Below are 23,585 nucleotides of genomic sequence, written 5' to 3' on the forward strand. Positions count from 1 at the left end.
CTACCAACGGACAGGCTGCGCATTCCGGGCACTTTAGCCCGCTTAACGGTCGATTAAACGGCCAGACCGCCGAGGATGGCCAGCCCGCCGAGCCCCACACAGAGGAGCCAGACGGCCACGCGGCGGACCACCCGCATCAACACGTCGATGGTGGCGTAGCCCACGATAGCGGCGGCGACGAGGGCGACGAATCCGGCGGTCGGCGACACGCCGATACCGCCCGTCCGGACGAGTCCGACACCCCCGCCGAGGAGGGCGGCGGGGATGCTGAGCAGAAAGGAGAGTCGAAAGGCCGCCGTACCCTCGTGACCCCGCAGGAGGAGTGCGCTCGTGGTCGTGCCCGACCGGGAGACGCCGGGCAGGATGGCGAGGCCCTGCAGGGCGCCGACGAGGAGGGCATCGAGAGCGTCCGGGGTGGACCGGGTCGCCAGGGTGGAGGCGTCCGCGACCCGCTGGAGCAGTCCGGTGGCAACCAGCAACACCCCGATGAGGGCCACGAACGTCCCACCGGCGAGTTCGGAGACGACGGCGTCCAGAGCCAGAAGCGCGACCACGCCGACGGCGGCGGACGCGGCGGTGGCGACGGCGACGAAGGAGAGCGTCGCCGTCTCGCCGTCGAACGCCGAGTCCGGCCGAACCGCCGACCACGACGAGAGCGCCGTGTGCACCTCCTCGCGGTAGTAGACGGTGGCCGAGACGGCCGTGCCGAGGTGAAGAAAGAGCGCATACGAGACGGCGACGCCCGGCCGTTCGCCCAGCGCCGTCAGGGTGATGGCGACGTTCCCCTCGCTGGAGATGGGGAGCCACTCGAACACGCCCTGGAGGATGCCCACGACGACGGCCACCAGATGTGGGTCCATACCGGGAAGAAACTGTCAACACATATAGAACGTCGGCATCCGGTAACTCGGCTGGCGGGATGGTCAGGAGTGTTCGACGTCAGTCGTCACTGCACGGCCGTGGCCGCGACGGTGGGGGGATCTGTCGGTGGGGCGGCGGCCGAGTCGGCGGCCACAGAGCACGAGGAGTCCTGCCAACGGCGCCGCCGGGTGGAAGAGGGCCAACAGCAGGGTGAACGCCAGGATGGTCGGGAGCGGGCCGCTCGCCGCGTAGTCGGCGAGGCGGTCACAGCGGGGACGGGTGTGTCGGGTCGCGTGCGGGGACATAGGGAGGGGAGGGACCGAGCCGCGGAGGCGGCACGGAGCGTGTGTCGGGCCGAAGCGGTGGAAGCGCGCGGACCACGGGGGACCGGTGGTCCGGCGTCGTTCGGGAAGTGAGCCGGTCGTTCTGTTTGTTCGGCTCGTTCCGAACAAACGTACCGAACAGTTTAATACTTACGGTTCGACAGGTTGGGACGTGAACGAACGGCGGACCGACTGCTCGGGCGGCGACGGGGGCCGACGGTGAGAGACGAATCGCGGGCCGCCCGGGAGGAGGTCATCGAGTCGATGGAGCGTTCGGCGGAAGTGTACGGGTTGAGTCGGAGCGCCGGTCGGGTGTACGGCGCCCTTTACTTCTCGACCGAGCCGCTCTCCATCCCAGAGCTCGTCGAGGAGACCGGGTACGCGAAATCGACCATCAGCAACGTGACCCGAAAGCTCACGCGGATCGGGTTGATCCGCCGTCGGTCCTCGGGTGGCGGTGGGCGGCGGGTTCAGTTCGAACCCGAGACGGATCTCTGGTTCGTCGTGCAGGACGTCTTCCAGCAGTACGTGGCCCGCGAGATGGGAACGACACGACGGACCCTCGACCGATCCCTGACCCGCCTCGACGGGAGCGGCGTCGACGACACGCGGACGTACGATCGCATCGAGGAGCTAGCGGCCACCTACGACGAGTTCGAGACGCTCCTCGAACTCGCCATGGATCACTCGGTCGAGGAACTGATCGACGCCATCGAGGCCTACGACGCCGACTGACACCGGCTACCACGACACCGTGTAGACGCAGACGTCGTCCCCGTCCCGCCGACATCGGTCGCCGTCCTCCTCGACGAAGACGAACGATTCGACGGGCGCGTACTCCCGGGCGACCGCACGGATCAGGCCCCGGTCGAACTCACAGGGATAGGGGTTCTTGCAGGTCACCGTTCCCGTGCGCTCGTCGACCGATTCGAATCGGTAGAAGCCGATGTCGCCACCGCGGTGGTTCCGTCCGTAGGCGTCGTTGACGGCGCGCAGACCCGCCGCGACGGTGGACGGATCGGCGGGCCAGTCGGCCACGTCGGGGATCTGTTCGCCGAGGCGGTCCAGAATGTGGGGCTCGAGTTCCGCCGCGATGGCCTCGAACGTGTTCAGCCAGGCCTGCTGAGGGTACCACTCGTCGGGCGAGGGGTCGTCGATGCCGTTGGCCGCGAGGGCGTTGTACGCCGTCTCCCGGTAGGACTCGGAGAATCTGGCGAGTGCGTCGTCGACGACGGTGAGAATCGTCTGCCCGTGGACTTCCACACCCTCGTCGAAGGCCTCGTATGGTGCCATCCACCCGTTGTGGGAGGGGAGACGGCAAATAGGTTGGTGGGACGGTGCCGGCGAGGAGACGGGGGAAGATCCGTCCGTGCCACCGGTCCCGAATCGTCCCGGCTGGACACCGACGTTCAGCTGAGAGTTTCAGGGTTGATACCCACATCCGAACCGTTATTCGCGCCTCGCCAGTATCGACCCACGATGAGTACGGAGTCCCCGGATCCCGTTCGCGTTCTTCACGTCGACGACGATCCGGAGTTCGCCGAGATGGCGGCCACGTTCCTCGAACGAGCGGACGACCGTCTCGCCGTCGACGCGGTGACCGACGCGAACGAAGCGCTGGACCGCCTCGACGCCGGGACCGTCGATTGCGTCGTCTCCGACTACGATATGCCCGGACGAAACGGGATCGAATTTCTCGAAGCCGTCCGCGAGACCGATCCGACTCTGCCGTTCATTCTGTTCACCGGGAAAGGGAGCGAAGCGGTCGCGAGCGACGCAATTTCGGCGGGTGTGACCGACTACCTCCAGAAGGAGTCCGGCACCGATCAGTACACCGTCCTGGCCAACCGGATCACCAACGCGGTCAAACACGACCGCTCGCAACGACTGGTCGAGCGAAGCGAGAATCGTCTGCGGGAGATAATCGACTCCCTGCCCCACCTCCTGTTCGTCGTCGACGAGGAGGGCACGTATCTGCTCGCGAACGAGGTCCTCGCGACGTTTCACGACACGACGGTCGCGGCGCTCGAAGGGTCGAACGTAGTCGACGTCCTCGACCGGCAACCGACCGGCCAGTTCCGGGCGGACATCGAGGAAGTGTTCGAGACCGGGGAGCCAAAGCGGGTCTCGGCGGTGGAGATTGCGGACGCGACCGGCGAGGCACACGTCTTCGAGCCGCGGCTCCTTCCGTACGATCTCACGGACGACGACGGTCGGGCGGTACTCGGTATCGCCGTCGACGTCACCGAACGCGAGGATCGGGAGCGTGAACTCGAACGGACGAACACCGTCCTCTCGACGCTGGTCGATACGCTGCCAGCCGGCGTCCTCGTGGAAGACGAGGATCGCAACGTCCTGAAGGCCAACGACCAGTTGTTCGATCTGTTCGGGATGCAGGGAACGCCGGCGGAGGCGGTCGGCGAGGACTGCCACCGACTCGCGGCGGCGGTCAGCGGCCTGTTCGACGATCCGGAGGCCTTCGTGGCGGGAATCGACGACGCGGTGACGGGCGGCGAGGACGTCCGAGACGAGGCGCTGGCGCTCCGTGACGGCCGGACGTTCGCTCGCAACTACCGACGGATCGACCTCACGGACGGGGACGGTCACCTCTGGATGTATCGCGACGTCAGCGACCGCACGCGACGCGAACGACGGCTCGAGGCGTTGAACGAGACGACCCGTGAGTTGATGGCCGCCGACACGGCGGAACGGATCGCGGAAATCGGCGTCGAGGCGGCGAACGACGTCCTCGACCTCGGCGCGAGTTCGATCCACCTCCACGACGACGCGGCGTCGGGACTCGTCCCGGTCGCGTACACCGACGCACTCGGTGACCTAGTCGGCGACCCACCGACGTTCACCGGCGAGGGGAGCATCGCGTGGCGCAGCTACGACCGCGGTGAGGCCTTCGCTGTCGGCGACGTTCGCGACGCTTCGGACGTCTACAACCCGGAAACACCGCTCCGGAGCGAACTCTATCTCCCCCTCGGCGACCACGGCATCCTGCTCGCGGGGGCGACGAGGACCGGAGCCTTCGACCAGGACGACCTCGTCGTCGGCAAGATTCTCGCCGGGAGCCTCGCCGCCGCCCTCGAACAGGTGTCCCGCACCCAGGAACTCCGCGACCGGGAGCGTGAACTGGCACGGCGGAACGAGCAACTGGAGTCCTTCGCGAGCATCCTCTCACACGACCTCCGGAACCCGCTGAACGTGGCGACGGGCCAACTCGAACTGGCGATGGAGGAGTGCAACAGCGATTCGCTCCCGCCCATAGAGCGGTCGCTGGATCGGATGGCGACACTGATCGACGACCTCCTGACGCTCGCACGGGAGGGTGCCTCGGTGGGTGAGATGGAACCGGTCGACCTCGGATCGCTGACCCGGACCTGCTGGGGAACCGTCGAAACCGGCGACGCCAACCTGACGGTCGAGACGGAGCGAACCGTCGTGGCCGACCGGAGTCGACTCCGACAACTGGTCGAGAACCTCGTTCGGAACGCCGTGGAGCACAGCTCCACGGGCAATCGGACTCCCTCCGATGACGCCGTGGAGCACAGCTCCACGGGCAATCGGACTCCCTCCGATGACGCCGTGGAGCACAGCTCCACGGGCAATCGGACTCCCTCCGATGACGCCGTGGAGCACAGCTCCACGGGCAACCAGTCGGACGTAACCGTCACCGTCGGCGGCCTGGCCGACGGGTTCTTCGTCGCCGACGATGGCCCCGGTATCCCCGCCGACGAGCGCGAGGTGGTGTTCGACGCGGGGTACTCGACCGGGCTCGACGGGACGGGCCTCGGACTCCAGATCGTCGAACGGGTCGCCGACGCGCACGGGTGGGACGTCTCCGTCGCCGACAGCGCCGACGGCGGTACGCGCATCGAGATTACCGGCGTCGAATTCGAAGCCGGGGCGTCGCTACACTGACCCGGCCCGCCGGCGCGTCGGCGTGGCCAAACGACTTCACGGCCGGCGACAACTATCGGACATGCTCGAACCCGAACGCAGAACCGTCGTCGACCGCGTCGCGGACCTCGCACGGTTGACGCCCGGTCGAACCGGCAACCTCAGCGTTCGCAGCGACGAGTACGTCGCGATCACGCCGTCCGGCCAACCCTACGACACGATCACCGTGGCGGACGTTCCCGTCGTCACGGTGGACGGTGACCGCGTCGCCGGCGAGGGGACCCCGTCGAGCGAACTCCCAATGCACCGTGCCCTCTACGGGGCGTTCGACGCGGGGGCGGTCGCTCACACACACTCCCCGTGGGCGACGACCCTCGCCGTCTGCCGGGAGGCGCTTCCGCCGGTCCACTACATGCTCGCGCTGGCCGGGGGCCGGGTCCCCGTCGCCGACTACGCCACCTACGGGAGCGAGGAGTTGGGCGAGAACGTCGTCGCCGCGATGGCCGGCGCCGAGTCGACGGCCTGTCTGCTCGCGAACCACGGCCTCGTCGCCGTCGGCGACGACGTGGCCGACGCGATGGAGACGGTCGTCGCCGTCGAGTCGGTCGCGCAGGTCTACTGCCAGGCCTGCACCGTCGGCACCCCCGAACCGCTCCCCGAGGCGGAACTCGCCCGCGTCGAGCGGAAACTGGCGGCGTACGGCGACGACCGAGGAGAGAGTTAAGGCTCGTGGCGTGGTAGCGTCGGCCATGAGAACGATCGAGTGGGACGACGACCGCGACTGCATCGCGATGGTCGATCAGACCAAACTCCCGAGCGAGTACACGACCTATCACGCGGAGACGATCGACCAACTGATCGAGAGCATCCGGCGGTTGCGGGTCCGCGGGGCGCCCGCACTCGGCGCGGCCGGGGCGTTCGGCGTGGCGCTCGCCACACGTCGGAACGAGGCGGCGACGTTCGAGACCTACGTCGACGCCGTCGCCGCGGACGCCGACGCCGTCGCCAGCGCCCGGCCGACGGCGGTGAACCTCTCGCGGGAAGTCGGAACCGTCCTCGACGAACTCCGGGCGTGTTCGTCCATCTCCGAGGCACGGGCGCGGACGCTGGCGGCCGCGAAGGACATCGCCGACGCCGACGTGGAGCGGAACCGGCGCCTCGGAGCCCACGGCGCGACGCTCCTCGACGACGGGGCGAGGGTGATGACTCACTGCAACGCCGGCGCCCTCGCGACCGTCGACTGGGGGACCGCCCTCGGCGTCGTCTACTCCGCACAGGAGGACGGGAAGACGGTGTCCGTCATCGCCAACGAGACGCGGCCACTCAACCAGGGGTCGCGGATCACGACCGTCGAACTCCAGGAACGCAGCGTCGACGTGACGCTCATCCCCGACAACGCGAGCGGGCTCTGTATGCAAGAGGGGATGGTCGACGCGCTGGTCGTCGGCGCGGATCGGATCGTCCTCGACGGCGGCGAGCAGTTCGGCGACCAGGGCGTCGTGTTCAACAAAATCGGCACGTACAAACAGGCCGTCCTCGCCACCCGCCACGACGTGCCCGTCGTCGTCGCCGCCCCGCACTCGACGGTCGACACCGAGCGAAGCGCCGACGAGGTGGAGATCGAACAGCGCGACCCCGACGAGTTGCGCGAAATCTACGGCACCCAGAACGCCCCGCCCGAGACGGACGTGTACAACCCGGCGTTCGACCCGACGCCGATGGAACTCGTCGACTATCTGGTCACCGAGACGGGGGTGTACGAACCGCCGCTGGATCGGGCCGCGTTCGAGTCGGCAGCGGATCGGGCGGCCGTCTGAGCGGGACAGCCGCGGTCTCGGGCCACCCGAGGCGGTCAGAGCGACGGCGGCGCGTCGCTCCCCACGACGAGTTCGGCCGCCTCGACGTCCTCGAAGGCTGCGGCTCCCCCACCGACGGCGACGTCGCCGTCGTCCGTCCGAACCGTCAGCGACGCAGTCACCGGGTCGTGGCTCCCGGTCACGCCGACGATCCGACCCGCGACGGTCCGTGGCTCGCCGGTCTCGACGTCGCGGCCGCGGACGGTCACGTACCGTGGGTCGTCTCGATCCACGAGGTCCTGCACGCAGCGGCGAATCGAGGCGTACCGCCGCGGATACGGGCGGTCGTCGGTCCGGTCGAGGAGCGTCGTTGCCGACCCCCAGACGACCGTGTTCAGAAAGCCCGAGACGAGAAAACCCAGCTCCGAGCGGTTGAAGATGACGCCGTAGCGATCCGTCCCGTTCCGGAGAGCCTCGCGCGCGGTGTAGATTGAGTACTCGCCGTCGGCCACGGCGGCGACGGGCGTCGTCAGCCCGCGTCGGGACCGAACGGCCGACGCCACCGTCGTGTAGTCGTACCGATCAGCGCTCGGAACGTCGGCGGCCGGGGCGAGTAGCAAGTCGACCGTCACGTCGTCAGCGCGCCGGTCGGCCAACGCCTCCTCGAACCGTGTGAACAGATCCGGCGTCAGCGAAACCATCAGTTCGTACTCCGCGTCCGTGATGACGTCCTCGAGATATCGGAGGATCGTCCGACGGGACTTGACGAGCGAGACGGCCTCTGCGCCCCGACTCGGCGCCGTGTACCGGCGGTCGAGGGCGTCGACGAGGTCCGCGAGCGTCGTCCGAACGTCGCCGAACGCCTCCGTCGGATCGACCGCGACGACCTTGAGCGGGCGGGATTCGTGGAGTTCGACGAAGCCGCCTTCGGCGAGGCTGCGCACCGTGTCGTAGACGCGGGGCTGAGGGATGTCGGTCCGGTCGGCGATTTCGGAGGCCGTCAGTCGCCCGTGTTCGAGCACCGCCACGTACGCCTCGGTCTCGTACTCGCCGAAGTCGAACTGTGACCCCAGACTGGTGAGCGTCCGCCGGAGGTCGTCGTCCGTCATGCCGACCACCCGCCGAGCGAGCGACGGACCCGCCCCAGCGGGGACGCGCCAGAAGTGTCCGTCGGAAGCCGTGGATCGGTCGTGTGCATCCTCAGGAGTCGCCGACGCGGATCGCCCGCACCAGCGAGTAGACCGGGACGCCGTCGATGGCGTCGATACCTTGCTTGTCGACGAGCACCACACAGGCCACGGGTTCGCCCCCGCGTTCACGGATGGCCTCGACCGTCTCGGTCATCGTCGTTGCGCTCGTGATGGTGTCGTCGACGACGTAACACTCCCTGTCGCGGATGTCCGCGAAGTTCCGAGAGAACGTTCCCTCGAACTCGCCCAGGTCGCCCTCCTCCCACTGGTGTTTGCGCGGTGCGTAGGCCGCGATGTCCGTGTCGAGTTCCCGGGCGACGACCGTCGCCAGCGGGCCGCCGGCCTTCTCGATGCCGACCGTCAGATCCACCGCCTCACCCTGTTTCGAGAGGAGGTCGGCCATGGCTCTCCCGACGAAGGTCAGTCGAGCCGAGTCGCGGCCGATGGCGCTCCAGTCGACGTGGATGTCGTGCGGGCCACCGGTGTCGGTCGGGGCGGGCGGGCCGGCGTCGGCGTCGGCGTCGGCGGTCCGCTCGACCAGCCAACTGGCCGTCTCGCGGGAGACGTTCAATTCGTCCGCGATTTCACCCTTGGAGAAGCCGCGGTCTGACAGTTGCTGTGCGCTCTCGATGAGGTCGTCGACGTTTTTCATAGCGTATCGAACTCCACGGCGGTTTTCATCGGCGTGTCGGGATCGAACGCCGCCTCGAACCCCTCGACGGGGGCGATTTCGGTCACGTAGTCCTCGAAGAACCACGGCGGGAACGACGCGAGTCGGTCGACGGCCGCGTGGAAGTGACTCGGGCCGGCGTTGACGCTGCCGACGATGGCTTTGTTGTGCATCACCAGGTCGGCGTGGAAGTGACCGCCGTCGAACGTGAACGCCGAGGCACCCGGTAGCCCAAGTAGGGCGGCGACGCCACCGGGGGCGAGGGCCTCGACGCAGTCGACGGCGTGTCTCGCGTGGCCGGTCGCTTCGTAGACCAGATCGACCGACTCGTAGGCGTCCGGAACCGCCGTGACGGGCGTCTCGCGCGAGTCGACGTAGGTCGCGCCGAGGGCCTCGAGCAGGTCGACGCTCGGGTCGGGTCGGTCGCGCCGGCCCAGACAGTACACCGTCATCTCGGGGACGAGCATCGCGACGGTGATCAGTCCGAGTGGACCGGTTCCGAGAACCAACGCCGTCTCCGGGTCCCACGTGAACGACGACCGGGACGCCCGTGCCAGTTCGAGCGCCTTCTCGGAGACGCTCGTGGGTTCGACCAGAAAGCCCCACTCCGCGAGTTCGTCGGGCACGGGGATCAGAAACTGGGCGGGGCTGGTGAAGTACTCGCTCATGAAGCCGTGCGCGCCGTCGATACCGCGTTCGACACAGGCAGACGGCGGGGCCATATCGGGTTCGGCGCGGTCGAAATACTCGTTTGGCCCGTCCGGCGGGGGCCGACGCACCGTCGGTGCCACCACGTCGCCACGCTCGAACGCGGTCGTCGTGGGGTCGACGACGACGCCGACCGCCTCGTGGCCGAGGACGAGTCGCTCCTCGCCGTCGGGCGGCCCCCCGTGGGCGCCGGCGACGACTTCGTGGTCGGTCCCGTCGACGCCGACCCGGAGCGTCCGAACCAGCACCTCGCCCGGGGCCGGGTCGGGACGGGCGACGTCGAACAGCCGCGGGCGGTCGTCCCCCGACTCGATACCGATCGCTCTCACACGACCCAGCTGTCGCCCTGTCGAAAAATATTTATCGATTTCTGAGTAAATTCCTCGAACAGAACGCGACGGCGATGTCGGCCGTCCCGATGTTCGTCCGTTCGACCCAGCCATGGAACGTTACGACCAGCTGTACCGACTGTACGAGGAGTTCGACACCGAGCGGCTGCGCACCTACCAGGAGTTCGTCGACCTGTTCCCGCCGGTCGACTCGCCGGTCGCCCTCGAACACTGGCGAAGCGTCGCGGAGGAACTCCGGTCGCTGCGTGACGACGTCCGCTCGGCGTACCCGTCGGGCGGGGAGACGTTCGCCACGCTGGCGAGTCTCGCGACCCGAGAGCAGGCGTTCACCGGGCTCGACCTCTACTCGACGTACGGGCGCGACGTGGACGTCCTGGTGCTGGACGTCGACGAGACGCTCCGCTCGGCCGGCCGCACCGACAACGAGATACCACGGGAGACGCTCCACCTCCTCACCCGATTTCACGACGCGGGCGTCCCCATCGTCATCTGCACCGGCCAGACGCTCGAGAACGTCAAGGGCTTTCTCATCCAGGGACTGGGGAACGAACTCGTTCACTCGGGTGACGTGAGTATCGTCTACGAAGCCGGAACGGGCGTGTTCACGCCCGGTCACGGCGCACGGACGAAGCAACTGCTCTACGACGACCTCGACGACGACATCCGGACGACGTTTCGGCGGGTTCGGTCCCGCGTCCTCTCGGCGGCCCCGGAGAGCCTCCGTCGGGGCTGTCACCTCCAGGGCAACGAGTTCAACGTCACGCTCAAGCCGAACTTCGAGACGGGCAGCGACCGCGCGAAGGCGGTCATCGACGAGGGGTTGGGCTACCTGCTGGACCTGCTCGAAGCGGCCGTCACGGGCGTCGCCGACGCCGACGTCGAGCCGAACGGGTGGGCACGCGCACACTACGCCGCGGTTGACCCGGAGATCAGCGCGGTGCTCGCGGCGCGCGGCGAGGATCCGGACGCGAGTGCGGCGGCCGTCCCGTCGTCGGTGGCGGCCCTCTTCGACCGCATCGACGTCGCCTACTACGCGGCGGACGCGGCCGAGGTGGGCAGTCGAGAACTCAACAAGGTCGTCGGCGTCGAGGCCGCACTGGACGTACTGGGCGTCGACGACCCGTTCGCGCTCGTGATGGGCGACAGCAAGAGCGATCTGCGCGTGATGCGGTGGGTCGAGGAACACGACGCGGGCATCGCGGCCGCCCCGAATCACGCCTCCCCGGACGTCCTCGAACACGTTCGCGCCACCGACGACCTGGTCTTCGGTCGCGGGGATTCGAGCGAGATGCTCCGGACCGTCCTCGCGCTCAATCACCTCGCCGAACTCGAGTGAGACGGATCGTCGTAACTGTGTACCGGTGCCGCCGACCACGAGAGCGGCGACGGCCGGCACTGACCGACGACACCCGACGGTCGGGGTCTTTTTGTCGAGTCCCGGTCGAACCGAACGTATGCCAGCGCCAGCACCGAGTCCGGGGACGGCCGATCCGCTCGACCTCCGCGGCGTCGTACCGCCGACCGTGACGGCCTTCGACGCGGAGGGCCGTGTCGACCACGACGCGACCGCCGCTCACGCCCAGTTCGTCGTCGACGGCGGAGCGACCGGGGTCTTCCCCCTCGGGACGAACGGGGAGTTCCCGCTGTTGACCGGCGACGAACGCCGGGCCGTCGTCGAGACGGTGACCGACGCGGTCGACGTCCCGGTCATCGCGGGCGTAGGCGCCGCGAGCACGCGGGAGACGGTCGCCAACGCAACGCACGCCGAAGCGACGGGGGCCGACGGCGTCGTCGTCGTCACGCCGTACTACTACCCGCTTGACGGCGACGCCGCGGTCAGACACTATCGGGCGGTCGCAGACGCGGTCGACGTCCCGGTGTACGTCTACCACATCCCGAGTAAGACGGGGAACGAACTGTCGCTGGGGACGCTCGACCGACTCGCCGCCATCGGCGGGGTCGCCGGCGTGAAGGACTCCTCGAAGGACGTTCCGTGGCTCGCGCAGGCCATCGACGCCCACCCCGAACTGACCTTCCTCGCCGGCTCCGACTCGTTGCTGTTCGCCGGGCTGGAGATCGGGTGTGCGGGGATGGTCAGCGCCGTCGCCAACGTCTTTCCCGAACTCGTCGTCGACCTGTACGACGCCTACGCCGACGGCGACGAGAGCGAGGCGAAACGGCTCCAGTCGCGGGTGTTCGACGTGCGGTCGGCCCTGAAACGCGGGCCGTACATGGCCGGCGTCAAGACCGCCCTGTCGCTTCGGGATCTCGAGTTCGACGCCGGCGGGCTTCGGGAACCGCTCCGGGCGATGGACGACGACGGGCGGGCTGCGCTCCGGACCGAACTTCGGGACCTCGGGCTCCTGTAGCGCCCGGGGGACCTGCCCCGAACGGGCGCGGAACCATCGGTATTAACCTCCGCAGGTCACTGGAAGGGAGCATGTCGGAACTCGTCACGTTCGGGGAAACGATGTTACGCCTCACACCACCGCGAGGCCACCGGCTCTCGCGGGTCGACAACCTCGACGTCCACGTCGGCGGCGCCGAGAGCAACGTCGCGGTGGGCGCCGCAAACCTCGGCGTCGAGGCGGCGTGGATGTCGCTGTTGCCCGACACCGAACTCGGCGAACGGATCGCGTACGCGCTCCGGGGCGAGGGCGTCGAACCGCTCGTCACGTGGACGGACACCGGCCGCGTCGGGACCTACTACTTCGAACGGGGGGGGATGCCGCGCGGCCGCGACGTCGTCTACGACCGGGACGGGGCGCCGATCAGGGAAGCGACACCCGAGTCGGTGGCCGTCGATCGGGTCCGGGACGCCGACGTGTTCTTCACCACCGGGATCACGCCGGCGCTGTCCGACCAGTTGATCGAGACGACGGCGTCACTGCTCGAGACGGCGAGCGACGCCGGCGCGACGACGGCGTTCGACGTGAACTACCGGGAGAAACTGTGGACGCCCGCCGCGGCCCGGTCGACGCTTTCCGACCTGTTCCCGTCCGTCGACGTCCTGTTCGCCGCCGAACGCGACGCCCGCGACGTCCTCGGTTTCGACGGCGATCCCGAGACGGTGGCCCGTGACCTCGCCGACGCCTACGGCTTCGAGACGGTCGTAATCACGCTCGGCGAGGAGGGCGCCCTGGCTCTGCACGACGGGACGGCGACGAGCCGAGGGACGTACCCGACCGACACCGTCGATCCGCTCGGGTCCGGTGACGCCTTCGCCAGCGGGTTCCTCGCCGAGAGACTGGACGGGGCGTCCATCACCGAGGCGTTGGACTACGGCGCCGCGACCGCCGCACTGAAACGGACCGTCGAGGGCGACATGGCCCGGGTCTCCCGCGACGAGGTGCGCGCCCTCGTGGAGAACGGCGGCAGGACGGACATCGAGCGCTGACGGGACCGGGCGCTCGACGCGCAGCCTACACACTTTTGACCGACGACGCTAGAGAGGATGGTAATGAATCACGCGAAGGGACCACTACTCAGCATCGACGTGAGCAACCGAGAGACGACCGTCGACGACGTGACGGCCGAGCGGGAGTCGTTCGTCGGCGGCCGCGGCCTCTGTACGAAACTCGCCCACGACCGAATCCCGTTCGATGCCGATCCGTTCGGGCCGGAGAACCGGGTTTACTTCTCGACGGGACCGCTCCAGCAGTCGCAGATGTCGTTCACGGGGCGGATGAACTGTACGGGGCTCTCGCCGCTGACGGACGGACTGCTCTCGACGAACGCCGGCGGCTACCTCTCGCGGAACTTCGTCGGGACGGGGCACTCGGCGGTCGAGATCACCGGATCGTCCGAGGAGTTGCTCGTGATCCACGTCACCGACGAGGGCGTCGAATTCGTCGAAGCACCGGAGTTGGAAGGCGCGACGGTCCCCGAAGTGACTGGGTACGTGAACCGGGAGCGCGACCTGGACGCCGAGAACGTGCTCTGTATCGGGCCGGCCGGCGAGAACCTCGTCCGGTTCGCCTGCGTGATGACCTACGAGAGTCGCGCCTTCGGCCGGGGCGGGATGGGAGCCGTCCTCGGCTCGAAGAACGTGAAGGCGATCACCTTCGAGGGCGACGCCGCGCCGGATATCGACCTCCCCGAAGACGTCCAGCGGGAGGTCCACAGCGCCGCCGCCACCTCCGACGATCTGATGCGACGGCAGGGAACCACCGGCGGGACGGAGTTCATCAACGACAACTTCTCGCTGCCGACGCGCTACTTCGAGAAGTACCACTTCGATGACGTGGCCCAGATCGGCGGCGACGCGGTCGAGGAGAAAAAGTACAAGAAGGGGTCGTGTTCGATGTGTGCGTTCGCCTGCAAACTCCCGACCCGCGACGAGGAGACGGGCCTGGAGACGGAAGGCCCCGAGTTCGAGACGGTGTTCTCCTTCGGGAGCAACTGCGAAGTCGGCGACATCGTCGACGTGATGAAGTCGAACGAACTCTGTGACGTCTACGGTCTGGATACCATCTCGTGTGGCAACGCCGTCGCCGCCTATCTGGCCGCGGAGGACGAGTTCGGCAACGCCGAGCTGATCCACGAGACGGTCGAGAAAATCGCAACCCGAGAAGGGATCGGCGACCTCCTCGCCGAGGGCGTCTCCCGGGCCGCGTCCGATCTGGGCGTCCGGAACTACACGGTGAAGGACATGGAGTTCGCGGCCCACGACGGGCGCGTCCTCCACGGCCAGGGACTCAGTTACGCCGTCGCGAACCGCGGCGGCGACCACATGTACTCCACGACGCTCCGCGTGGAGTACAGCGGCGAGGTGGACCCCGAGACGCTGGAGGGGAAGCCGGAACTCGTGATCCGGCGCGAGAACCACGCCGCCATCCGCGACTCGGGCATCGTCTGTGCGTTCGCCGGCGGCACGGACCACGTGACCGAGGAGACGCTGGAAGCACTCTTCGAGTGCGACTACGAGGACCTCCAAGACGTCGGTGCGAAGACGGTCGAGCTCGAACGCCACTTCAACAACAAGCGGGGAATGGACCGCGAGGCCGACAGCCTCCCCTACGACCTCCCCGGAATCGAAGCGGCACTGGACGAGTACTACGAGCGTCGCGGGTGGAACGCCGACGGCACCGTCGCCGACGAGGTGGTCGGCGAGTACGCCGTCGCCGACGACTGAGACGGATCGTTGTAACCGTTCACCGGTGGTTCGTCGGACCGACACGGCGACTCACCGGTGCTGACGTACCGCGCGGGACGCCACGTCTCGGCCCGCGGCGACGGGTGACTTTTGTCGACAGAGCGTGCAGCCACAGCCATGAACGTCGACGTTCGATGTTACGGCGAGGTGGCGGCGGCAGTCGGGGAGACGGACGTGTCGCTGTCCCTCGACGCCGACGCGACGGTCGGGGACGTCGTCGCGGAACTGGCCGTGGGGGAGCGGGCGTTCTCCGGCGGTCTCGTCGTGATGGTGAACGGCCGTCACGCCGACGACGGTGACGGCCTCGACGACGGCGACACCGTCGCGCTGTCGCAGGCGCCGATGCGCGAGTGACGGCGAGCGCGGACACCGAGACTTAAGAACCTCCGAGGGTGAGGAACCCGTATGGCCGTTCAGCGAGGGAACGACGCCCGCCTAGATGACCGGGAGCGCAACGACTGGACGATACGCGACGAGGACGCTCGTCAGTACGTCCGGGGCGCCGTCGACGCGACGGTAGCACTCGTCGAATCGACGTTCGGACCGGCGGGGATGGAGAAACTCGTCGCCACGACGGACCGCCAAAACCGCGACACGCTGCGCCGGATCGACGACGCGGGGCGGCTCTTCGACGCCATCGAGAGCGGCGACGGCTTCGGCCACCCGGTCGCGGCGCTGTTCGTCGACGGCGTCGACGGCATGCGCAGCAGAGTCCACGACGGGACGACGGCGTCGGTCCTGCTGACGGGCGCCCTCATGGACGAGGGGTTCGACCTCGTCGAACGGGGACTCGCCCCCAGCAGCGTCGTCGTGGGCTACGGCATCGCCCGGGCCCGGGCCGGCGACGCTCTCGACGAACTCGCCCGCCCCGTCGACAGTAACGACGAAGCGACGCTCGCGAACGTCGCCGCGACGACGATGACGACGGCGCTCGATCCGGCGGTTCGCGACGAACTGTCCGCACGCGTGGCGTCGACGGTCGGCCGCCTCGCCGACGCGGGCGACGGCGGCTGGCCCAACACCGACCACGCGAAAGTGCTCACGGCGCCGGGTGTCGACGCGGCAACCTACGACGGGCTGGTGCTGTCCCGACCCGCGGACGCCGGCCCGAACGGCCGAGGGGTCACGACACCGATCACGGACGCCACGGTCGCGATACTGGACCGAGCGATCGACTTCGAAGAGACCGCCAGCGTGCTCGATGGCGGCGAGGGAATCCAGCTCACCTCGCCCGAGGCGGCGAACCGCTACCGACGCGAACTGGACGCGCGCATCGAGGGCGCCGCCGAACGTCTGGTCGAGGGCGGGGTCGACGTGCTCGTCTCGCTCGAAAAGCTCGACGAGACGGTCGTCGACGCGTTCGAGCGGGCGGGGCTCGCGGTCGTGGACAAGGCAACGTACCCCAAAGAGGACGTCTATCGGCTCGCGGAGGCGACCGGCGGGACGGTCGTCTCGAAGCTCGGAGACCTCACCCCGGAACGGCTCGGACGGGCCGAGCGCGTCGAACGACGCGAGGTGGGCGACGAGGTCTGGACCGCCTTCGAGGGCTGTCCCGGACCGGTGTTCACCATCGTCGCCGGGGGGCAGACGGCCGAGGAGGCGCGCCGACGGGAGGGGGCAATCGAGGACGCCCTCGAGACGGCCGCGACCGCCGCCATCGACGGGCAGGTGGTGCCGGGTGCGGGCGCACCGGCCGCCGCGGTTGCGGCGGCGATCCGCGACGGCGAGACGAGCGTCGCCGGCCGCGAGCAACTCGCCGTCGGGGCGTTCGCCGACGCCGTCGAACGACTCCCGGCCGTACTCGCTCGCAACGCCGGCCACGATCCGGTCACCGCGGTGACCGACCTCCGGACGGCGCACGCCACGGAGGGCGAGTCGTCGGTCGGACTGAGCGCCGAGACCGGCGCCCCGGTCGACGCGTGGGAGGCCGGCATCGTCGAACCCCGGCGGGTGTTCTCGCAGGCCATCGAGACGGCGGCCGCAATCGTCGAGCAGTTGCTCACGATCGATACGGTGCTGTATCCCAACGTGGAGTTGTACGGCTACACGCCCCGGCCGGAGCGCGAGTAGCGCATCCTACCGGCGGTACGTCCGTGGCACGGGGCGACCCCCAGACGTGCCGAATCGCGTGGCTCCGACGGTATCAGGCCGCTTCGGAGTCGGGCACGTCCTCCTCCACCGCTCCCTCCTCGTCGCCGAGGTCGGTCGCGTGGAGTCGCTCGTCGATCCGGATCAACTGGACCGCCAGATCGGTCGCCGTCGTCAACACGTCGCGTTTCAACGACACCGGTTCGACGATCGGCAGCTCCCCGAGGACGTCCGCGGTGGTGCCGGCGAGGGCGTCGATCCCGATCGAATCCCGCCCCTCGGAGCGGGCGACGCGTAACCGGACGGCCGCGCGCCCAGCGTCCAGTCCGGCGGTGGTGGCCAGGGCACGGGGCACGGCCATCAGTGCCTCGCCGAACTCCTCGGCCGCGAGTTGCTGGCGGCCGGAGAGCGAGCGAGCCTGCTGTGAGACCTCCCACGACGCGGTCGCTTCGACGGCACCCCCGCCGGGGACGACGCGTCCCTCCCGGATCGCGGCGGCCGTCGACGCGATCGCGGCCTCGACCGAGCGTTCGAACGCACCGACCGTCCGGGGGTCCGGGGCGCGACAGAACAGCGTCTGGACCGTCTCCCCGGCGTCGGACGTGACGAACGTCATGTCGCGGCCGGCTTTCCGCCGGACGTCGACGCTGCCACGACCGAGCGTCTCCTCGGTGACCTGCGCGAGCGTCGGGACGACCGTCGCGTCGGTCGCCCGGGCGATCAGCCGGAGTTCGTCGGCGTCGACCCGGTTGATACCGAGGACGCCCGCCGCGGCGAGTTCCGACTGGACACGTTCGTTGATCGCCCGTTCGGTGATCACGACGCCACAGCCGGCGTCGACCGCCGCCCGTAGCTGGTCGGTGAACGTCCCGGACTCGTGTTCGGCCAGCGCCTCACGGTCCGCGAAGGAGTCGGCCTCGAACTCGACGCGGCGGGAGACCCGTCCGAGCTGACTCCCGGCGTGTGGGACGTCGACCGTCGAGGACAACAGTGCGATGCCCGTTCCGGACCGTGATCGAGGCATGGATTCGAGGACCGGCCCGCGTTCGAGCACGACCCCCGACACCAGGTCGGTTTCGGCCGCGGCGCCGCCGGTTCGCGAGACGACCCTGATGCGCTCGCCCGCGTCGGCACCCGCGTCGGCGACGGCCTCCGCGACCTGTGCCGACACGGAGCGACGGACCTGTGGGTTTCGGGTCCCGGTGAGGGCGGTTCTGGCCACGGCCGACGGTTCGAACGACGAGAGCGGTCGAGCCGTATGATCGATGGCGTCCAGGGCGATGTCGAGTCCCGCGCGATATCCCTGCTCGATGGCAGTCGGGTGGAGGCCGCGTTCGGCGAGGCGGTCCGCGTGCCGGAGCAAGGCGCCGGCGAGCGTGACGACGCTTCCCGTCCCATCCCCACGCTGGTCGCCGAAGTCGGAAGCGGCCGAATCGAGGAGCGTCACCGCTGGATCTGTCACGTCCAATCGGTCGAGTAACTCCGTCGACGAGGCAGTCGCCGTCACGGTGCCGTCCCGTTGAATCAGGAGCTTGTTCGCTCCGAACGGCCCGAGAGCGGTTTCGACGACGTCGCAGACGGTGCGGACGCCGCCAACCAGCTCTTTGTTGACCATGGTTGCTATCGGACCCCCCGGCGTGAATAATGTGTCGTGTCGACCGGTGAATCAGCCTCCGCATGGCAGAAGTACAGGGTTAATTATTTATGCGATTGACTAACAACGTCAGTCGCATGTCTACTCGAGATACGGACGACGAGTCCAGAGCGGTAAATCTGGATACAGGCGACGACGAGACGACTCGCCGTGACTTCGTGAAACTCACGACCGGCGCGGCGAGTGCAGGTGCAATGGGCGCACTCGCCGGCTGTGGCGGGAGCGGCGGCGACGGCGGCGACGGCGGCGACGGCGGCGACGGCGGCGACGGTGGCGACGGCGGCGACGGTGGCGGCGACGGCGGCGACGGTGGCGACGACGGCGGCGGGAGCGAAACCGTCACCGTCAGCTTCCTCTCCGCGAACGCCGTGGAGAACGGCGACATTCAGAGTCACTACCAGTCGTCGATGGAGGACTTCGCGTCGAAGAACGGGAGCTACGAGGTCAACCTCCAGACCGCCTCGTACGGCGACGTTCAGCAGTCGCTCTCCTCGCGCGTCCAGACCGGCAACCCGCCGGCGCTGGCGGAGTCCGGCGGCCTCGGCCTCCAGTTCTTCCGGAACGATCAGTTGGCCGACCACGCCTCGTTCATGGAGGGGACCGACACCCTCCCCGACGACCTGACGAACGCGGGTCAGCAGGTCGCCGAGTTCCGGGGCGACTACTGGTCGCTGGGTGCCATCCGCAACACCAACAGCAACCTCGGTATCCGGCCGAAGACGTTCTCGCAGGCCGGCATCGAGAACCCGATGGAGGACCTGAAGACCTGGAGCCAGTTCTACGAGGCCCTCCAGACCATCGACGAGGAACAGGACATCATCGCCTACGAGGAGACCGGCGTCCCGGGCGACCTCGAATCGTACTGGGGCTACGCCCGGACGGCGTACACCGGCGGGACGGACCCGTGGATCCGCGGTGAGGGCACCGACCCGACCGTCGTGATCAACAACGAGGATATGGAGGAGGACCGCCAGAAGACCGACGGGATGATCAAGGCGTGTGTCTCCCTCGCGAACGAGTTCAGCAGTGCCGAGGCCGCAAGCCGGGGCGACGAGGACATCCCCGCCCTGATGCTCAGCGGTCGGGTCGCCTCCTTCAACTACGCGCTGGCGACGGCGAACCGCTGGTACTCCGTCGACGAGAACGCACAGATCGGCTGGAACGACGGCGAGGGCGACTTCATGCTGCTGCCCCACCCCCAGCTCGACGAGGACTTCGGCGACGCCATCGGCATCGACGACCTCAGCGGCCACTCGGGCGAACACGGCGGCCACGTCTGGGGGCTGGAGCAGTGTCACACCATCTTCGACGAGGTCAGCGACCAGCAGCAGGAAGGCGCCTTCGCGCTCGGGCGTTACCTGCTCGAGGACGACGACTTCGTGCTCCCGGCGTGGGGCGAGTACTACGAGGCCATCCCGGGGCTTGCCCCCAAACTCGACGCGCTGCGCAACGAGTACGACCTCCCGCAGAACTTCGAACAGTCGCTCGCCAACCAGGTCGAGTACGGCAGCCAGTACAGCAACACGGGTGGCCCGTGGGACGTCTGGCCGACCGACCCGATCCGCTGGACCGACATCAACGAGACGATCAGCCAGGCCATCGCCGGCCAACACGGCGTCGAAGAGACGCCCTCCGTCGTTCGGGAACGCGTGCTCACGCGGCTCGAAGAAGAGAACAACTGATCGCGCCCACCCCCGCACGGAGGTGAGCGCCGTCCGTCGTTTCGACGATCCGACGGGACTCGTCGGTGCGGACGGAAAGGTTTATTCACCCTAATATTGATGGGTGATACCATGGCACAGAAACAGGGACGGTCCCGGGAGGAAATCCGTGAGCAATACGGACTCGACGAGCGGACGCTCATGGATCGACTCCGCGAAAACTGGACGGGATACGTCTTCATCATACCGACGTTCCTCGCGTTCACGGCACTGTTTTACTACCCGATGGTCCGTGGCGTGACGATGACATTCACCGACACCCGCCTGGGTGAGCCCGGTCAGTTCATCGGCCTCGCGAACTACCAGTGGCTCGTGACGAACGATCTGTTCGTCTACGCGTTCGGCTGGTCGATCGCGTTCGTCGCCGGGACGACGTTCCTCCAGTTGGGTCTCGGGTTGATTGCCGCACTGCTGTTGAACGAACTGGGCGACGCGGCCAAAGACTGGATCGGCGCCCTGATCATGTCGCCGTACTTCGCCGCGCCGCTGGCCGGTGGTGTGATCTGGATGTGGTTCCTCGACAACAGCTTCGGCTTCATGGCCAAGGCGTTCGCCGTGTTCGGCGTCGACGCCCCAGCCTTCCTCGCGACCGGCATCTGGCCGTTCATCTCGCTGATCGTCGCGCAGACGTGGCACGACTACGCCTACTCGGCGATCATCTACGCGGCGGCCATCGCGAGCATCCCGAGTGAGCAGTACGAAGCGGCCGCACAGTCGGGCGCCAACCGCCTCCAGCGGTTCCGTGACGTGACGGTGCCGCGGCTGCTGATCCCGACCATCGTCATCCTCTCGCTGCGGACCGCCTGGAACATCGCCGAGTTCTCCCAGCCGTTCGCGCTGACCGGTGGCGGACCGGGGACGAGGACGATGCTCCTCAGCATCCTCACCTACCGCGTCGCGTTCGTCAACAACAACTTCGCCCGTGCGTACACGGTCGGGATGGCGATGGTCCTGCTGTCGATGACCGCCGCCGTCATCTACGTGAAGGCGATCAGCGAAGAGGAGAACCTGTACGTCTAACAATGCTCAACGACAACAAACGAAGCCGCGCGCTCCTGTATGCTGGCATCGTCGCGTTCGCGCTGTTCGCCATCGTCCCGTACTACTGGGTGATCCGAACCTCGTTCCTGACGAACATCGCCGCGATCAGTCCGGATACGGGATTCATCCCGGCGTTCGGACAGCTCACGCTCGAATCGTACACCCAGATTTGGGATCGGTTCGCCTTCGTGACGTTCTTCCGGAATAGCATCATCGTCTCCGTGGCGGCGACGATCATCTCGCTGTTCTTCGCGATTCCCGGGGCCTACGCCTTCGCGCGGCTCGACTTCCCGGGACGGAAGGCGCTGTTCTACACCGCCGTGTTCACGATCATGTTCCCGTGGATCGTACTGACCATCCCGGTGTACGAGGTGTTCTACTTCCTCGATCTGGTGAACACTCTGGTAGGCGTGATCATCGCCCTCTCGATTTTCGTCCTGCCCCAGAACATCTGGTTGCTCCAGGGGTTCTTCCGACAGGGCATCCCCGAGAGCATCGAGGAGGCGGCACTCATCGACGGCCACAACGAACTCACGGCCTTCCTCAGGATCGTGTTGCCCCTGAGTCTGCCCGCAGTGGCGGCGGCGGCGCTCTTTGCCTTCCTGACCGCGTGGAACAACTTCCTCTGGGTGTTCGTCCTGACGACCGACGAGGAGGTCCGGACGGCGACCGTGGCCATCTACTACATCCTCGGCAGCGACGTGCTCCGGGAGTGGAACGTGCTGATGGCCTCGCTCGTCTTGCTCGTCGCACCGCCCGTGATATTCTACGGCCTGTCCCGCCGATACGTCGGCGAAGGGCTGGGAGGGACGCCGGGATAACGCGGTTCGGGCCGCCGCGGTGGCCCGTCCTCCCGAGCGAGCGATTCACGACGAACCGAGAGCCAAATAATAAATGCAGGGACATCGAACCTGGGACCTACTAACATGGCACGCCTCGAACTAGACGACGTAACGAAAGTATTCGACACAAGCGCAGAGACCATCGTCGCGGTCGAAGAGCTCGACCTGGACATCAAAGACGGGGAGTTCATCGTCGTCGTCGGCCCCTCCGGCTGTGGGAAGTCGACGACGCTCCGCATGATCGCTGGCCTGGAGACCGTCACCGACGGCGAGATCCGACTGGCCGGCGAACGCATCAACGAGAAGTCGCCCAAAGACCGGGACATCGCGATGGTGTTCCAGTCGTACGCGCTGTACCCGCACAAGACGGTGCGACAGAACATGGCCTACGGCCTGCATCTGAGCACCGACCTCGACGACGAGGAGATCGATCGCCGCGTCCAGGAGGCCGCCGAGATGATGGGTATCGAGGACCTGCTCGACAAGAAGCCGTCGTCACTGTCCGGCGGCCAACAACAGCGCGTCGCGACGGGACGAGCGATCGTTCGGGAGCCATCCCTGTTCCTGTTCGACGAACCGCTCTCGAACCTCGACGCGAAGCTCCGCAAGCACATGCGGACCGAACTCTCCCGCATCCACTCGGAGGTCGGGATCACGACCGTCTACGTCACCCACGACCAGGAAGAAGCGATGACGATGGCCGACCGCATCGTGATCCTCGATCAGGGGACCCTCCAGCAGATCGGCGAGCCGAAGGAAGTGTACCACGAACCCGTAAACAAGTTCGTCGCGAACTTCATCGGCTCTCCGTCCATGAACTTCGTCGACGTCGAACTGGAGCGCGAGGCGGACGGCTCCGGGCGACTCGTGGGGGAGGACTTCGACTACGGCGTGAGCAGTCGGCTGCTCCAGTCGCTCGATCAGTCGGTGTCGGAGGTCGTGTTCGGGATTCGACCCGAGAACGTCCGGATCGACCCCGACGCGCCCGTGGGGAAGAGCATCGAGACGACCGTCGACGTCGTCGAGATCGTCGGCTCGGACAACTTCATCTATCTCGACCTCGCGGGGAACGAGTTCCGGATCCGCGCCCCATCGGAAGTCGAACCGACGGAGGGCGAAACGGTCAGGCTCACCTTCGACGAGGACGACGTCCACCTGTTCGACAGCGCGTCGGGCGAGGCGCTCGTTCACGGCTACCCCGACGCCGACGTCACGGCGACCGCCGAGCAGTCCGATACGACGGCTGACTGATCGGCATCGCCGTCCCCGGTGGACGGCAC

At 67.8% G+C, this 23,585-nt stretch carries 21 protein-coding genes; 14 read left to right on the forward strand and 7 right to left on the reverse strand.

The genetic code is table 11. The features are described 5' to 3' along the window. Positions 1–53: 53 nt before the first annotated feature. Positions 54–860 carry an undecaprenyl-diphosphate phosphatase gene (locus V8686_RS15345; RefSeq protein WP_379705819.1) on the reverse strand — a complete coding sequence of 269 codons (807 nt, stop codon included), beginning with the start codon at positions 858–860 and terminating at the stop codon, positions 54–56. 63 nt (positions 861–923) lie between these two features. Continuing rightward, on the reverse strand, positions 924–1,166 hold the full coding sequence (locus V8686_RS15350; protein WP_379705821.1) for a hypothetical protein: 243 nt from the start codon (positions 1,164–1,166) through the stop codon (positions 924–926). Positions 1,167–1,448: 282 nt separating this feature from the next. On the opposite strand from V8686_RS15350, the gene V8686_RS15355 reads away from it, so the two are divergent. Further along, positions 1,449–1,919, forward strand: a complete 471-nt coding sequence (locus V8686_RS15355) for a GbsR/MarR family transcriptional regulator (RefSeq protein ID WP_379706643.1) — start codon at positions 1,449–1,451, stop codon at positions 1,917–1,919. Positions 1,920–1,925: 6 nt separating this feature from the next. Here the strand turns inward: V8686_RS15355 and V8686_RS15360 are convergent, their stop codons facing one another. Further along, positions 1,926–2,477 (reverse strand): hypothetical protein, encoded by a 552-nt coding sequence (locus V8686_RS15360; RefSeq protein ID WP_379705824.1) that lies wholly within the window; start codon positions 2,475–2,477, stop codon positions 1,926–1,928. A 186-nt stretch (positions 2,478–2,663) separates the two neighbouring features. Here V8686_RS15360 and V8686_RS15365 point away from each other — a divergent pair, with 186 nt between their 5' ends. The 3 genes from V8686_RS15365 to mtnA all read left to right on the forward strand — a co-directional run bounded on the left by V8686_RS15365 (position 2,664) and on the right by mtnA (position 6,907). Beyond that, entirely contained in the window at positions 2,664–5,111 is a 2,448-nt protein-coding gene (locus V8686_RS15365) for a hybrid sensor histidine kinase/response regulator (RefSeq protein WP_379705827.1), read from the forward strand. Between the two features lie 61 nt (positions 5,112–5,172). Continuing rightward, the gene (locus V8686_RS15370; protein WP_379705830.1) at positions 5,173–5,814 is read left to right on the forward strand and encodes a class II aldolase/adducin family protein; all 642 of its coding nucleotides are present in this window, start codon (positions 5,173–5,175) and stop codon (positions 5,812–5,814) included. A gap of 25 nt (positions 5,815–5,839) precedes the next feature. Beyond that, on the forward strand, positions 5,840–6,907 hold the full coding sequence (mtnA, locus tag V8686_RS15375) for an S-methyl-5-thioribose-1-phosphate isomerase (protein ID WP_379705833.1): 1,068 nt from the start codon (positions 5,840–5,842) through the stop codon (positions 6,905–6,907). Between the two features lie 35 nt (positions 6,908–6,942). Here the strand turns inward: mtnA and trmB are convergent, their stop codons facing one another. The 3 genes from trmB to V8686_RS15390 all read right to left on the reverse strand — a co-directional run bounded on the left by trmB (position 6,943) and on the right by V8686_RS15390 (position 9,783). Continuing rightward, positions 6,943–7,995 carry an HTH-type sugar sensing transcriptional regulator TrmB gene (trmB, locus tag V8686_RS15380; RefSeq protein WP_379705836.1) on the reverse strand — a complete coding sequence of 351 codons (1,053 nt, stop codon included), beginning with the start codon at positions 7,993–7,995 and terminating at the stop codon, positions 6,943–6,945. Positions 7,996–8,086: 91 nt separating this feature from the next. Continuing rightward, positions 8,087–8,728, reverse strand: a complete 642-nt coding sequence (gene gfcR, locus V8686_RS15385; RefSeq protein WP_379705839.1) for a transcriptional regulator GfcR — start codon at positions 8,726–8,728, stop codon at positions 8,087–8,089. Further along, the gene (locus V8686_RS15390) at positions 8,725–9,783 is read right to left on the reverse strand and encodes a glucose 1-dehydrogenase (protein WP_379705843.1); all 1,059 of its coding nucleotides are present in this window, start codon (positions 9,781–9,783) and stop codon (positions 8,725–8,727) included. Before V8686_RS15390 ends, gfcR begins: the two co-directional genes overlap by 4 nt. A 112-nt stretch (positions 9,784–9,895) precedes the next feature. On the opposite strand from V8686_RS15390, the gene V8686_RS15395 reads away from it, so the two are divergent. The 6 genes from V8686_RS15395 to V8686_RS15420 all read left to right on the forward strand — a co-directional run bounded on the left by V8686_RS15395 (position 9,896) and on the right by V8686_RS15420 (position 17,029). Then, positions 9,896–11,140 carry an HAD family hydrolase gene (locus tag V8686_RS15395; protein ID WP_379705846.1) on the forward strand — a complete coding sequence of 415 codons (1,245 nt, stop codon included), beginning with the start codon at positions 9,896–9,898 and terminating at the stop codon, positions 11,138–11,140. Between the two features lie 118 nt (positions 11,141–11,258). Then, positions 11,259–12,173: a dihydrodipicolinate synthase family protein gene (locus tag V8686_RS15400; RefSeq protein WP_379705849.1), complete on the forward strand. Its 915-nt coding sequence runs from the start codon at positions 11,259–11,261 to the stop codon at positions 12,171–12,173. A gap of 71 nt (positions 12,174–12,244) precedes the next feature. Beyond that, a complete protein-coding gene (kdgK1, locus tag V8686_RS15405) occupies positions 12,245–13,201 on the forward strand; it encodes a bifunctional 2-dehydro-3-deoxygluconokinase/2-dehydro-3-deoxygalactonokinase (RefSeq protein ID WP_379705852.1) in 957 nt (318 codons plus the stop codon). A 63-nt stretch (positions 13,202–13,264) separates the two neighbouring features. Continuing rightward, a complete protein-coding gene (locus V8686_RS15410; protein ID WP_379705855.1) occupies positions 13,265–14,938 on the forward strand; it encodes an aldehyde ferredoxin oxidoreductase family protein in 1,674 nt (557 codons plus the stop codon). A gap of 138 nt (positions 14,939–15,076) precedes the next feature. Beyond that, positions 15,077–15,313: a MoaD/ThiS family protein gene (locus tag V8686_RS15415; protein ID WP_379705858.1), complete on the forward strand. Its 237-nt coding sequence runs from the start codon at positions 15,077–15,079 to the stop codon at positions 15,311–15,313. Between the two features lie 51 nt (positions 15,314–15,364). Continuing rightward, positions 15,365–17,029 (forward strand): TCP-1/cpn60 chaperonin family protein, encoded by a 1,665-nt coding sequence (locus V8686_RS15420; protein WP_379705861.1) that lies wholly within the window; start codon positions 15,365–15,367, stop codon positions 17,027–17,029. Between the two features lie 73 nt (positions 17,030–17,102). Here V8686_RS15420 and V8686_RS15425 read toward each other — a convergent pair whose 3' ends face one another. Then, complete coding sequence (locus V8686_RS15425) at positions 17,103–18,662, reverse strand: TCP-1/cpn60 chaperonin family protein (protein WP_379705864.1); 1,560 nt, start codon at positions 18,660–18,662, stop codon at positions 17,103–17,105. A 116-nt stretch (positions 18,663–18,778) separates the two neighbouring features. Here V8686_RS15425 and V8686_RS15430 point away from each other — a divergent pair, with 116 nt between their 5' ends. The 4 genes from V8686_RS15430 (at position 18,779) to V8686_RS15445 (ending at position 23,556) form a co-directional block, all read left to right on the forward strand. Beyond that, on the forward strand, positions 18,779–20,383 hold the full coding sequence (locus V8686_RS15430; RefSeq protein WP_379705867.1) for an ABC transporter substrate-binding protein: 1,605 nt from the start codon (positions 18,779–18,781) through the stop codon (positions 20,381–20,383). A gap of 111 nt (positions 20,384–20,494) precedes the next feature. Further along, positions 20,495–21,442 carry a carbohydrate ABC transporter permease gene (locus V8686_RS15435; protein WP_379705870.1) on the forward strand — a complete coding sequence of 316 codons (948 nt, stop codon included), beginning with the start codon at positions 20,495–20,497 and terminating at the stop codon, positions 21,440–21,442. Between the two features lie 2 nt (positions 21,443–21,444). Further along, positions 21,445–22,284, forward strand: a complete 840-nt coding sequence (locus V8686_RS15440) for a carbohydrate ABC transporter permease (protein ID WP_379705873.1) — start codon at positions 21,445–21,447, stop codon at positions 22,282–22,284. Positions 22,285–22,389: 105 nt separating this feature from the next. Then, positions 22,390–23,556, forward strand: a complete 1,167-nt coding sequence (locus V8686_RS15445) for an ABC transporter ATP-binding protein (RefSeq protein WP_379705876.1) — start codon at positions 22,390–22,392, stop codon at positions 23,554–23,556. The last annotated feature ends 29 nt before the right edge of the window (positions 23,557–23,585 follow it).

The sequence above is a fragment of the Haloplanus litoreus genome, assembly GCF_045690335.1.
Classification (GTDB): Archaea; Halobacteriota; Halobacteria; order Halobacteriales; family Haloferacaceae; genus Haloplanus; species Haloplanus litoreus.